The sequence below is a fragment of the Streptomyces sp. CA-111067 genome, from assembly GCF_050956065.1.
Taxonomy (GTDB): Bacteria; Actinomycetota; Actinomycetes; order Streptomycetales; family Streptomycetaceae; genus Actinacidiphila.
Genome location: NZ_CP192103.1, coordinates 1,525,597 through 1,538,277, shown reverse-complemented (window position 1 = coordinate 1,538,277; position 12,681 = coordinate 1,525,597). Strand labels below are relative to the sequence as shown.

Genomic DNA, 12,681 nt, shown 5'->3' with positions numbered 1-12,681 from the left:
AACCACTGAACCGCCGCGACGGCGATCCGAGCGTGAACGCCGTCCCGACCCTCACCTCGCGACCACGGGAGCCCCCTCTTGGCTATTGCGCCGAAATCCACGACGACCAAGCACATCTTCGTGACCGGCGGGGTGGCCTCCTCGCTCGGCAAGGGGCTGACCGCGTCAAGCCTGGGCGCGCTGCTCAAGGCGCGCGGCCTGCGCGTGACCATGCAGAAGCTCGACCCGTATCTGAACGTGGACCCGGGCACCATGAACCCGTTCCAGCACGGTGAGGTGTTCGTCACCGAGGACGGCTCGGAGACCGACCTCGACATCGGCCACTACGAGCGGTTCCTCGACGTCAACCTGGCCGGCTCGGCCAACGTCACCACCGGCCAGGTGTATTCGACGGTGATCGCCAAGGAGCGGCGCGGCGAGTACCTGGGGGACACCGTCCAGGTCATCCCGCACATCACCAACGAGATCAAGTCCCGGATCCGCCGGATGGCCACCGACGACGTGGACGTGGTGATCACCGAGGTCGGCGGCACCGTCGGCGACATCGAGTCGCTGCCGTTCCTCGAATCGGTCCGCCAGGTGCGGCACGAGGTCGGCCGGGACAACGTGTTCGTGGTGCACATCTCGCTGCTGCCGTACATCGGCCCGTCCGGCGAGCTCAAGACCAAGCCGACCCAGCACTCGGTCGCGGCGCTGCGCAACATCGGCATCCAGCCGGACGCGATCGTGCTGCGCGCCGACCGCGAGGTGCCGATCGCCATCAAGCGCAAGATCTCGCTGATGTGCGACGTGGACGAGGACGCGGTGGTCGCCGCGATCGACGCGCCCTCCATCTACGACATCCCCAAGGTGCTGCACACCGAGGGGCTGGACGCCTACGTCGTCCGGCGGCTGGACCTGGCCTTCCGCGATGTGGACTGGGCGCAGTGGGACGACCTGCTCAAGCGGGTGCACGAGCCCGCGTACGAGGTCAAGGTGGCGCTGGTCGGCAAGTACATCGACCTGCCCGACGCCTACCTGTCGGTCACCGAGGCGCTGCGGGCCGGCGGCTTCGCCAACAACGCGAAGGTGCACATCAAGTGGGTGACCTCGGACGACTGCCGGACCCCGGCCGGGGCCGCCGCGCAGCTCGCCGAGGTGGACGCGATCTGCGTACCCGGCGGGTTCGGCGACCGCGGGGTGGAGGGCAAGGTGTCGGCGATCACCTTCGCCCGTGAGAACGGCATCCCACTGCTCGGACTCTGCCTCGGCCTCCAGTGCGTGGTCATCGAGGCCGCCAGGAACCTCGCGGGCATCCCGGACGCCAACTCCACCGAGTTCGACTCGGCCACCGCGCACCCGGTGATCTCCACCATGGCCGAGCAGCTCGACATCGTGGACGGCAAGGGCGACCTCGGCGGCACCATGCGGCTCGGCACCTACCCGGCGAAGCTCGCCGAGGGCTCGATCGTCCGCGAGGTGTACGGCGACCAGGGGTATGTCGAGGAGCGGCACCGGCACCGCTACGAGGTCAACAACGCCTACCGCGCGGAGCTGGAGAAGAAGACCGGCATCCTGTTCTCCGGCACCTCGCCCGACAACAAGCTCGTGGAGTTCGTGGAGTACCCGCGCGACCAGCACCCGTACCTGGTGGCGACCCAGGCGCACCCCGAACTGAAGTCCCGGCCGACCCGGCCGCACCCGCTGTTCGCCGGTCTCGTCAAGGCGGCGGTGGCGCGCAAGCGCGGCTGAGGCCCGCCGACTGGTCCTCTTTCTCCTGCCCGTTCTTCTCGCCCGTCCCACTCGCCCGTTCTCGCGTGTTCGAAAGGCCCGGCATGTTCAAGGACACCCCCACGGAATGGCGGATCACGGCCACCGCCACGCCGTTCGTCGGCAAGAAGACCAGCGTCCGCAGCGAGGACGTGGTCATGCCGGGCGGATCCACCGCCACCCGTGACTACCAGGTGCACCCCGGCTCGGTCGCGGTGCTCGCGCTGGACGAGTCCGACCGCGTCCTGGTGCTCAGGCAGTACCGGCACCCGGTACGGCAGAAGCTCTGGGAGATCCCCGCGGGACTGCTCGACGTCCCCGGTGAGAACCCGCTGCACGCGGCGCAGCGCGAGCTGTACGAGGAGGCGCACGTCAAGGCCGAGGACTGGCGGGTGCTGACCGACGTCTACACCTCGCCCGGCGGCAGCAGCGAGGCGGTACGGATCTTCCTCGCGCGCGGGGTGTCCGAGGCGGACGGCGAGCGCTTCGACGTCTCCGAGGAGGAGGCGGACATGGAGGTCGCCCGGGTGCCGGCGGCCGATCTCGTGCGGGGCGTCCTGGCCGGAGACCTGCACAACAACTGCCTGGTCATCGGGGTGCTGGCGCTGGAGGCCGCGCGCAACGGCGACGGGTTCGAGGCGCTGCGGCCCGCGGAGGCGCCGTGGCCGGCGCGGCCGTTCAGCAGCTGACCGGCTGACGGGCTGACGGGCTGACCGGCTGACCGGCTGACGGGCTGACGGGGGCGGCGCGGGCGGTGGCCGCCTGAGCGGCGGCCCGAGTCGCGGCCCGATGATCCGATGGGGTGATCATTGCCCGGTCCGGCCGCGTCGGAGCCCCGACTCGGGCGGTCGGGGTCAACTACGCTCGGCGGCACAGCGGTCCCGCGGCTGCGCGCGCCCCGTGCAGCGCGAGGACCTCCACAGCCGGCGGGAGCGGAACCGTGACGGAACAGGCGCTGGGTCGCTCCGCTGAGGGTGCGCGGGGTCCGGCCGCCGGGCCGCCCGCCGGGCCGCAGCCGCCGAAGCCCCGGGTGGGCGAGCCGGCCGCGCCGGCGGCGGTCGTCCCGGTGCCGGACTCCGCCTCCGCCTCCGCCTCCGCGGAACTTCCCGAGGTCGTGCCGCTGCCGGCGGTGGCGGAGGGGTTCGTCGGGCGGACCCGCGAAGTGCGGGAGCTGCGGGCGGAGATCGACCGGCCGGGGCTCGGTCGCGGCGACGCGGAGCCGCGGGCGCGGGTGCTGCTGGTGACCGGGCGCCCCGGGGTCGGCCGCACGACGCTCGCGGTGCGGCTGGCCGGCGAGGTGGCCGACCGGTACCCGGACGGGCGGTTCTTCGCGCGGCTCACCACGCAGGAGGGCGAGGCCGTCCCCGCGGAGCGGACCGCCCGCGCGCTGCTCGGCGCGCTCGGCGCGCCGCCCGGGGGAGCCGACCCGGTCGCCGCGCTGCGGACCGCCACCACCGGCCGCCGGATGCTGTTCGTGCTGGACGACGTCGCGTACGCGGACCAGGTGGCGGGGTTGCTGCCCCCGTCCATCGACAGCCTGGTGGTGGCCACCGCGGACGGCCCGCTCCCCGGCATCCCCGACGTCCGCCCCTGCACGCTGGGCGGCCTGGACACCCCCGCAGCCCTCGACCTCCTGGCCCAGTCCATCGGCACGACCCGCGTCACGAACGACCCCCGAGCGGCCGAGTCCCTGACCCAGGCGACCTCCGGCCACCCCATGGCTCTCCGCCTCATCGCCTCCTGGCTCGCCACGTCCCCCCGCCTCCCCCTGCCCGAGGCCACCCACCGCCTCCAATCGGCAGCCCCGCCGCCTCCGCCCGCCCGGGCCCCGGAGGCCCCCGGCCGGCCGAGCCCCGCCGCCGTGGGCTCGGAAGCGCCCCCGGCTGCCCCGCCCCGCCCGGCCTCAGCACCGAGGAAACCGGACAAGGCGCCCGCTGCCCCGGAGCCCGCCGAGGGCGGGGGAGCGGAGGCTGCCGCCCAGCCGTCCGGGCGCGGAGCCGATGCTCCCGACCCGGGGCGGGGTGAGCGCGAGCCCCGTACGCCGGCCGCGCCGGACGGTGGCGCGGCTTCCGCGCGGGCCACTGCCTCGTCCCGCTCAGGCACGGATGTGCCCGGTGTCGGCGCGCCCGAGCGCTCCGCGGCTGCTGCCGGTCCGGGTGAGCCCAGTGCGGGCGGCGAGCGGGACGATGCCGTTGATGGTGATCCTGGCGTGGCCGCAACCGGCCAACCGGGGCCCGACGGCACAGGCGAGGCGACCGGGAGGCGGTCGGACGCGCCGGATTCGGACTCCGCCAGTCATCGTTCCGCGTCCGGAACTGCCTCCGCGAACGCCGAGGTGCCTGCCGGGAGGCGATCGGACGCGCCAGGGTCGGATTCCGCCGGGCCTGCGTCCGCGACCGCCGGGCCGTCCGCCCCGCAGGGCGCCGGGGCCGCGCCTGCGCAGTCTTCTGCCGGACGTGGTCCTGCCTCCGCCGGGGCCGGAGGTTCCCCTGCTGGGCCGCGTCCTGGCTCCGCGAGCGCCGGGCCGTCCGCGTCGCAGGGGGCCGCGTCCGCGTCGGCGCAGTCTTCTGCCGGACGCCGTCCCGCCTCCGCCGGGGCCGGAGTACCCCCTGCTGGGCCGCGTCCCGTCTCCGCGAGCGCCGGGCCGTCCGCCCCGCACGACACCGGAGCCGCGTCTTCGCAGTCTTCTGCCGGACGTGGTCCTGCCTCCGCCGGGGCCGGAGTACCCCCCGCTGGGCAGCGTCCTGGCTCCGTGAACGCGGAGGCGTCCGCCCCGCAGGGCGCCGGGGCCGCGTCTTCGCAGTCTTCCGCCGGACGTCGTCCTGCCTCCGCCGGGGCCGGAGTACCCCCCGCTGGGCAGCGTCCTGGCTCCGTGAGCGCGGAGCCGTCCGCCCCGCACGACACCGGAGCGGCGTCCGCGTCTTCGCAGCCCTCTGCCGGACGCCGTCCCGCCTCCGACGCGCCCGCGCAACCCCCCGCTGGGAAGCGGGTCGTGCTCCCGGCTGCTCCTCCGCATGTCAGCCGGCCGGGGGTCGTCGTTCGGAGTGCCGTGCCCGTCGAGCTTGTGCGGGCGTTTCGGGTGGTTTATGGGGGGCTCGGGGCGCGGGATGCGCGGATGGTGCGGCTGCTTGTGCTTGCTCCGGGGGGTGTGGTGGACGCGCAGGTGGGGTCCGCGCTGGTCGGGTGCTCCGTTGCTGACGCGCAGGGCGCGCTCGACGGGCTCGTGCGCGGGAGTCTGCTGGTCGAGGTCGCGGCGGGCGGACCGTACCGGGTGCCGGGGTGCCTCGTGCCGCTGCTGCGGGAGCAGCTCGACAGCCGCGACCGGCCGGAGGAGATCACGCTCGCGCGGGCCAGGATGCTGGAGCGCACCGTCCGGCTGCTCCAGTCGTGCCACGCGGCCCTCGCCGGCGAGTCCCTCGCGGGCACCCAGCCCGCCACCCTGCGGTTCGACTCCCGGCACAGCGCAGCGACCTGGCTGCGCTCGCGGCTGCCCGCCCTGCTCGCTGCCGCGCGGGCCGCCGTCGCCGACGGCGGCCTCGACACCCTGGCCAGGCGGCTGGTCGCCGCCTTCGTCGGCGCCCTCGTCGCGTTCCCCGCGGAAGGCGGCTCCGCCGCCATGACCGCCGAGCGCTACCAGCTGCACGCCCTCGTCCTGGGCGTCGCCGACCGCCGCGGCCTGCACCGCGAGAAGGCCGCCGCGCTGATCAACCTCGCCGACCTGGACGCCGAGGCCGGCCGCACCGGCCCCGCCCTCGACCGCTACCGCCAGGCCCTGGACGCGGCCCGCGCCTGCGCCGACCACGAGGCCGAGGGCCGGGCGATGGAAGCGCTGGGCGGCACCTACCTGGAGCGCCGCGACCCGCAGCGCGCTGCCGACTGGTTCGGCCGGGCCCTCGCCCTGCGCCAGGCCCGCGGCGAGCTGCCGCAGCAGGCCAGGCTGCACAGCCGGATCGGCACGCTGCTGATGCACACCGAGCGGTACGGTCCCGCGCTGCGCGAGTGGCGGGCCGCCGCCGGGGTCCACCGGCGGCTCGGCGACCTGCCGGCCCAGGCCCGCGCGCTGACCGAGGCGGCCAGGGCGCAGGAGTACGCGGGCCACCCGGAGGACGCCCTGCGGACCTGCCGGGACGCGCTGTACTGGTCCCGCCAGGCGGGGGACCGCCGGCTGGAGGCCGCGGTGCTGCTGCGGCTCGCCGACACCCTCGACCGGCTCGGCGACCCGGACGCCGCCCGCCTCCAGCGCGCGGCGGCGCGCCGGCTGCTCGCGCCGGGGGAGCCCCCGGCCGCCTGACGCCCCCCCGGACGGCCCCGTCCGCCGGCGTCCGCCCAGGCCGCGGCGCCCGCCCCATCGCCGCCCCACCGTCCGAAGGGCCACCAGCCTACGAAACTGCCAATGGTCTCCGCCAAACGCGCCACTTTGTAAGGCTGGACAGAGACTCTCCCTTCACTAGACTGGCCTCGACCGCGCACCCCGCGGCCTGGTCCGGCCTGCCGTGTCACCCCCACGGCATGCCGGGACCCAGCTCGGCGTTCCCGTTTTCTCCCGTTCTCCCCCTCCTCAGTGCAAGGACCGTGATCGACGTGCAGGTGGGCATCCCCCGCGAGGTCAAGAACAACGAGTTCCGCGTGGCCATCACCCCGGCCGGCGTGCACGAGCTCGTACGCAACGGACACCAGGTCGTCGTCGAGGCGGGCGCCGGGAACGGCTCGTCCATCCCCGACGAGGAGTACGTGGGCGCCGGCGCCGGCATCCTCGGCACCGCCGACGAGGTGTGGGCGGCCGCCGACCTGGTGCTGAAGGTCAAGGAGCCGATCGCCGAGGAGTACCACCGGCTGCGCAAGGACCAGACCCTCTTCACGTATCTGCACCTCGCGGCCTCCCGCGCCTGCACCGACGCGCTGCTGGAGTCCGGCACCACCGCCATCGCCTACGAGACGGTCGAGCTGGCCAACCGCCAACTCCCGCTGCTCGCACCGATGTCCGAGGTGGCCGGCCGGCTGGCCCCGCAGGTCGGCGCGTACCACCTGATGCGTTCGGCCGGCGGCCGCGGCGTGCTGCCCGGCGGCGTGCCCGGCGTCCAGTCCGGCAAGGCCGTGGTCATCGGCGCCGGCGTCTCCGGCTGGCACGCGACCACCATCGCGCTCGGCCTGGGCTTCCACGTCACGCTGCTCGACAAGGACGTCAACAAGCTGCGCGAGGCCGACAAGGTGTTCGGCAACCGGGTGCAGACCATCGCCTCCAACGCCTACGCGCTGGAACAGGCCGTGCTCGAAGCCGACTTGGTGATCGGCGCGGTGCTGATCCCCGGCGCCAAGGCGCCCAAGCTCGTCACCAACGAGCTGGTGTCCAGGATGAAGCCGGGCTCGGTGCTGGTGGACATCGCCATCGACCAGGGCGGCTGCTTCGAGGACTCCCGGCCCACCACGCACGCGGAACCGACCTTCGCCGTGCACCAGTCGGTGTTCTACTGCGTCGCCAACATGCCGGGCGCCGTTCCCAACACCTCGACGTACGCGCTGACCAACGCCACGCTGCCGTACATCGTCGAACTGGCCGACCGCGGCTGGCGGGAGGCGCTGCGCCGGGACGCGGCGCTCGCGCTCGGCCTCAACACCCATGAGGGCCAGGTCGTTTACGGACCGGTCGCCGAGGCGCACGGCCTCGACAGCACCGACCTGCACACGCTGCTCGGCTGACGGCGCCACGTCCGGCACCGGGTTGACGACGCCACGTCCGGCACCGGGCTGACGGCACTCGGCTGAACCGGTCCGAACTCCGGCCGCCGTAACCGGTTTGTTGCGAAATGCCGCGACACGCCGCCGACATACGGCTCGCCGTGTCAACTAAACGATTTCGGCCGGGTCTTGCACGCCAGGGCCCGGCCGTTCATCTGGTTGCACCGCTTGACAGCAGGTGTTCGTTCGAGGACACAACGGGCCGTGTCCGGCGGATTGTGTTGCTGTGGACCACCGACACGCCATAGAGTCGCGAATCGTCGGCTGTAGTCCCGCTGACCTGTCTAGAAGTTTCCTGGTCACCAAGGAGGTAAGACGACTTGTGAATGAGTCGACATTTGCTCCCGGGGGTGGTCAACCAGGAACGACCGTCGGTTCCGTCGCGGTCCGCACCTTCGAATCCCGCCGGTCCGAGCCGACCACGACGACCACAGAGACGCAACCCGCTTACGCCATGGCGCCTTTCAACAACGAGAACGACAGCGATCTGCAGGACGGTCAGTTCTACGACCCCGACGCGGAGTACGAGCCCGACCCGGAATACGCGGCCACGCTCGCACCCGACGCCGCCCGCCAGCGGCGCGAACGCGTCGGCCCGACCGGCCGCCCGCTGCCGTACTTCCCGATCCCCAACCCGCTCACCGACCACGGACCGGCGAAGATCGTCGCGATGTGCAACCAGAAGGGCGGGGTCGGCAAGACCACCTCGACCATCAACCTGGGTGCCGCGCTCGCCGAGTACGGCCGCCGGGTGCTGCTGGTGGACTTCGACCCGCAGGGCGCGCTGTCCGTCGGCCTCGGGGTCAACCCGATGGAACTCGACATCACGGTCTACAACCTGCTGATGGAACGCGGGCTCGCCGCCGACGAGGTGCTGCTGAAGACCGCCGTGCCCGGCATGGACCTGCTGCCCAGCAACATCGACCTGTCCGCCGCCGAGGTGCAGCTGGTCAGCGAGGTGGCCAGGGAGTCCGCGCTGCAGCGGGCGCTCAAGCCGCTGATGGCCGACTACGACTACATCGTCATCGACTGCCAGCCCTCGCTCGGCCTGCTCACCGTCAACGCGCTGACCGCCGCGCACTCGGTCATCGTGCCGTTGGAGTGCGAGTTCTTCGCGCTGCGCGGGGTCGCGCTGCTCACCGAGACCATCGAGAAGGTCCGCGAGCGGCTCAACCCCGAGCTGGAGCTCGACGGCATCCTGGCGACGATGTACGACTCGCGCACCGTGCACAGCCGCGAGGTGCTGGCCCGGGTCGTCGAGGCGTTCGACGAGAACGTCTTCCACACCGTGATCGGCCGGACCGTACGGTTCCCCGAGACCACCGTGGCGGGCGAGCCGATCACCACCTACGCGTCCAACTCCGTCGGTGCGGCGGCCTATCGCCAGCTCGCCAGGGAGGTGCTCGCCCGGTGCCACGCCGAGTGAGCCTGCCGGGCGCCGACGAGCTGTTCCGCACCACGGGTGGCGCCTCGCTCCAGTCGCCGCAGCCGCGGGCACAGCGCGGCGGCGAGCAGCAGCCTCCGGCGCAGGGCGAGGAACGGCTGCGGCCGGTCCCCGGCGAGGAACAGCAGGACGAGGCCGAGGACGACCCCCGGTCCGCGGGCTCCGAGCACGGCGCTGACAGCCCCGAGCACGGCGGCCGCGACCTGCCGGCCCGCCGGGCGCTGACCGGGGACCGGGCGGGCGTGGCGGGTGCCGCGGGCAGCGCCACCGCGGTCGCACCGGCGCCGCCGGCGCAGCTGCCGGCCCAGCAGGCCGCGGCGTCGCAGAACCAGAAGCCGGTACCGCCGCCGATCACGGCGCAGCCGCAGCCGCAGCCCGCCGGGCGGCGCAAGGCCCCCCGGCAGAACCGCCGCCCCAGCGGGCGGGAGCGGCACGACGAGAAGATCACGGTCTACGTCTCCGCCGAGGAGCTGATGGACCTGGAGCACGCCAGGCTCGTGCTGCGCGGCGAGCACGGGCTCGCCATCGACCGCGGCCGGATCGTCCGCGAGGCCGTCGCCGTGGTGCTGGCCGACCTGGAGTCGCGCGGCGACGCGAGCATTCTCGTACGGCGGCTGCGGGGCCGCTGACCGGGCCGCGACCGGTGGGCTCACCCGGTCCCGGACTCCGGGGGGATAACCTGCCGTTCTGATCCCCGCACCCTGGACCGCGATGCCGACCACCACGCCGGACGACTCCGACCGCCCCCGCCGCCGTCTCGGCCGCGGCGCCGCTCCCGAAGCGGACCCGCCGCCCACACCGGCCGCCGAGGCGGCGGACCAGGCTGAGCCGGAGCAGGCACCGGAGCAGGCATCGGAGCCGGTACCTGGGGTACCTGAGGTGCCCGAGGCCGCCGACGGCAGCGGCCGGTTCATACTGCGGCTGGCCAACTTCGAAGGCCCCTTCGACCTCCTCCTCCAGTTGATCTCCAAGCACAAGCTGGACGTCACCGAGGTCGCGCTCTCCAGGGTCACCAACGAGTTCATGGGGCACATCCGTGCCATGGGCCCGGACTGGGACCTCGACCAGACCACCGAGTTCCTGGTGGTCGCCGCCACCCTGCTCGACCTCAAGGCGGCCCGGCTGCTGCCGTCCGCCGAGGTCGAGGACGAGGCGGACCTCGCGCTGCTCGAAGCCAGGGACCTGCTCTTCGCCCGGCTGCTCCAGTACCGTGCGTTCAAGCAGATCGCGGCGATCTTCGCCGAGCGGCTGGAGAGCGAGGCGCTGCGCTACCCGCGTACCGTCGGCCTGGAGCCGCAGCACGCGGAACTGCTGCCCGAGGTCGTCCTGAGCATCGGCCCCGAGCGCTTCGCGGAGCTCGCCGTCAAGGCGATGCTGCCCAAACCGAAGCCGCAGGTGTACGTGGACCACATCCACGCGCCGCTGGTCAGCGTCCGGGAGCAGGCCGAGCATGTGATCGCGCTGCTGCGCGAGCTGGGCGCGGCGAGCTTCGGCGAGCTGACCCGGGACGCGCCGGACACGCTGACCGTGGTGGCGCGCTTCCTCGCGCTGCTCGAGCTGTACCGGGAGAAGGCGGTGGCGCTGGACCAGGAGGAGGCGCTCGGGGCGCTCCAGGTCCGCTGGACGGGCGGCGAGCAGCCGCCGGAGGCGCCGCTGGTGACCGACGAGTTCGACCAGGAGGCCCCGGCCGGGCCCGCCACGGCTGCCGGGACCGCCCCGGCCGCGAACGGAGAGCAGCGAGGATGACCGACCTCATCACCACCGCCGGAGCAAGCACCGCCGAAGCAAGCACCGCCGAAGCAAGCACCGGCGTAGCCGGCACTGACGTAGCCGACATCACAGCCGCGGCCGGGCCGCCCGCCGCGGAGGTGCCCGCCACCGCGGGGCTCGAGCTCAAGCCGGCCCTGGAAGCCGTCCTGATGGTGGTCGACGAACCCGCCACCGAGGAGCACCTGTCCAAGGTGCTCGACCGGCCGCGGCGCGCGGTGGGCAAGGCGCTGCGCGAGCTGTCCGACGACTACACCCGCGAGGGCCGGGGCTTCGACCTGCGCCTTGTGGCCGGCGGCTGGCGTTTCTACACCCGGCCGGCCTTCGCGCCCGCGGTGGAGAAGTTCGTGCTGGACGGCCAGCACGCCCGGCTCACCCAGGCAGCCCTGGAGACGCTCGCGGTCGTCGCGTACCGCCAGCCGGTCAGCCGCTCCCGGGTCTCCGCGGTGCGCGGAGTCAACTGCGACGGCGTGATGCGGACCCTGCTCCAGCGCGGGCTGGTGGCCGAAGGGGGCACGGAACCCGAGACAGGTGCGATCCTGTACGGGACGACGAACTACTTCTTGGAACGTATGGGACTGCGCAGCCTTGACGAGCTGCCCGAGCTCGCCCCGTTCCTGCCGGAGGCGGACGCGGTCGAGGCGGAGTCCCAGGAGGGGCTGCCGTCGTTCGATCCCGACGCGCCGGACGAGACCTCGACTACGGAACTTTGATGCGAAGCAGCGACAGGAACAGCGGCGGCAACCGGAACCCCCGGAGCGGCGGCGGCGCGGACCGGCGTGGCGGCGGTGACGCCGACCGGCGCGGCGCCGGCGGCGGTGGGACCGGCCGTGGCGGCGCTGACCGGCGCGGCGGTGGCGGCAGTGGCAGCGGCGGCGGGGCCGGCCGGGGCGCCGACAGCCGGCGCGGTGACGACCGCCGCGGCGACGAGCGAAGGGGCGAGGACCGCCGGGGTGAGGACCGCCGCGGCGAGGAGCGGCAGCGTCCGGCCAAGCCGCGCCCCGAGGAGCGGCGGTACGACGTGGGCACCACCGGCCAGTCCGGTGCGAACAAGCCCGGCGGGATGCCGCGCACCAAGCCCGGCGGCCGGGCGGTCGGCCCCGGCGGCACCCCCGCCAAGCGGGGCCGCAAGACCGTGCCCGCCCGCCCGCGCGAGCTGGACGCGCAGATCGAGCAGCGCAACCGCGAGCGGCACAGCAAGCCGCAGATCAAGACGCCCAAGACGTTCCCCGGCGCCGAGCAGGAGGGCGAGCGGTTGCAGAAGGTGCTGGCCAGGGCCGGCATGGGCTCCCGGCGGGCCTGCGAGGAGCTGATCGAGCAGCACCGCGTCGAGGTCAACGGGCAGATCGTCACCGAGCAGGGCCTGCGGGTGGACACCGAGCACGACGAGGTGAAGGTGGACGGGCTGACCGTCGCCACCCAGTCGTACCTGTTCTTCGCGCTGAACAAGCCGGCCGGTGTCGTCTCCACCATGGAGGACCCCGACGGCCGGCAGTGCCTGGGCGACTACGTGACCAACCGGGAGACCCGGCTGTTCCACGTCGGCCGGCTGGACACCGAGACCGAGGGCATCATCCTGCTCACCAACCACGGTGAGCTGGCGCACCGCCTCACCCACCCCCGGTACGGCGTGAAGAAGACCTATCTCGCCGCGATCCAGGGCCCGCTGCCGCGCGACCTGGGCAAGCAGCTCAAGAGCGGCATCGAGCTGGAGGACGGCTGGGCGCGCGCCGACCACTTCAGGATCGTGCAGAACACCGGCAAGAACTACCTCGTCGAGGTGACCCTGCACGAGGGCCGCAAGCACATCGTGCGCCGGATGCTGTCCGAGGCGGGCTTCCCGGTCGACAAGCTGGTCCGCACCAGCTTCGGCCCGATCCCGCTGGGCGACCAGAAGTCCGGCTGGCTGCGCCGGCTGACCAACACCGAGGTCGGCATGCTGATGCAGGAAGTGGACCTCTAACCGACGCCTGTGGCGCCCCGCC

Annotated in this window: 8 protein-coding genes and 2 pseudogenes; 9 read left to right on the top strand and 1 reads right to left on the bottom strand. The window is 73.6% G+C overall.

The window, feature by feature from the left end:
• The first annotated feature begins 78 nt into the window (after positions 1-78).
• Positions 79-1,731, top strand: a complete 1,653-nt coding sequence (locus tag ACQPW6_RS06725) for a CTP synthase (RefSeq protein WP_433888613.1) — start codon at positions 79-81, stop codon at positions 1,729-1,731.
• Positions 1,732-1,814: 83 nt separating this feature from the next.
• Complete coding sequence (locus tag ACQPW6_RS06720) at positions 1,815-2,438, top strand: NUDIX domain-containing protein (protein WP_433894447.1); 624 nt, start codon at positions 1,815-1,817, stop codon at positions 2,436-2,438.
• A gap of 169 nt (positions 2,439-2,607) precedes the next feature.
• Here ACQPW6_RS06720 and ACQPW6_RS06715 read toward each other — a convergent pair whose 3' ends face one another.
• Entirely contained in the window at positions 2,608-3,300 is a 693-nt protein-coding gene (locus ACQPW6_RS06715; RefSeq protein WP_433888612.1) for a hypothetical protein, read from the bottom strand.
• Between the two features lie 1,510 nt (positions 3,301-4,810).
• Here ACQPW6_RS06715 and ACQPW6_RS06710 point away from each other — a divergent pair.
• The 7 genes and pseudogenes from ACQPW6_RS06710 to ACQPW6_RS06680 all read left to right on the top strand — a co-directional run.
• A pseudogene (locus tag ACQPW6_RS06710) lies at positions 4,811-6,040 on the top strand (tetratricopeptide repeat protein); the annotation flags it as partial.
• 290 nt (positions 6,041-6,330) lie between these two features.
• A complete protein-coding gene (gene ald / locus ACQPW6_RS06705; RefSeq protein ID WP_433894446.1) occupies positions 6,331-7,446 on the top strand; it encodes an alanine dehydrogenase in 1,116 nt (371 codons plus the stop codon).
• A gap of 535 nt (positions 7,447-7,981) precedes the next feature.
• A pseudogene (locus ACQPW6_RS06700) lies at positions 7,982-8,911 on the top strand (ParA family protein); the annotation flags it as partial.
• Complete coding sequence (locus ACQPW6_RS06695; protein WP_433888611.1) at positions 8,896-9,558, top strand: hypothetical protein; 663 nt, start codon at positions 8,896-8,898, stop codon at positions 9,556-9,558. The pseudogene ACQPW6_RS06700 and the gene ACQPW6_RS06695, both read left to right, overlap by 16 nt.
• 82 nt (positions 9,559-9,640) lie before the next feature.
• Positions 9,641-10,675 (top strand): segregation and condensation protein A, encoded by a 1,035-nt coding sequence (locus tag ACQPW6_RS06690; RefSeq protein WP_433888610.1) that lies wholly within the window; start codon positions 9,641-9,643, stop codon positions 10,673-10,675.
• On the top strand, positions 10,672-11,409 hold the full coding sequence (gene scpB / locus ACQPW6_RS06685) for an SMC-Scp complex subunit ScpB (protein ID WP_433888609.1): 738 nt from the start codon (positions 10,672-10,674) through the stop codon (positions 11,407-11,409). Before ACQPW6_RS06690 ends, scpB begins: the two co-directional genes overlap by 4 nt.
• Entirely contained in the window at positions 11,409-12,659 is a 1,251-nt protein-coding gene (locus ACQPW6_RS06680; protein WP_433888608.1) for a pseudouridine synthase, read from the top strand. Before scpB ends, ACQPW6_RS06680 begins: the two co-directional genes overlap by 1 nt.
• The last annotated feature ends 22 nt before the right edge of the window (positions 12,660-12,681 follow it).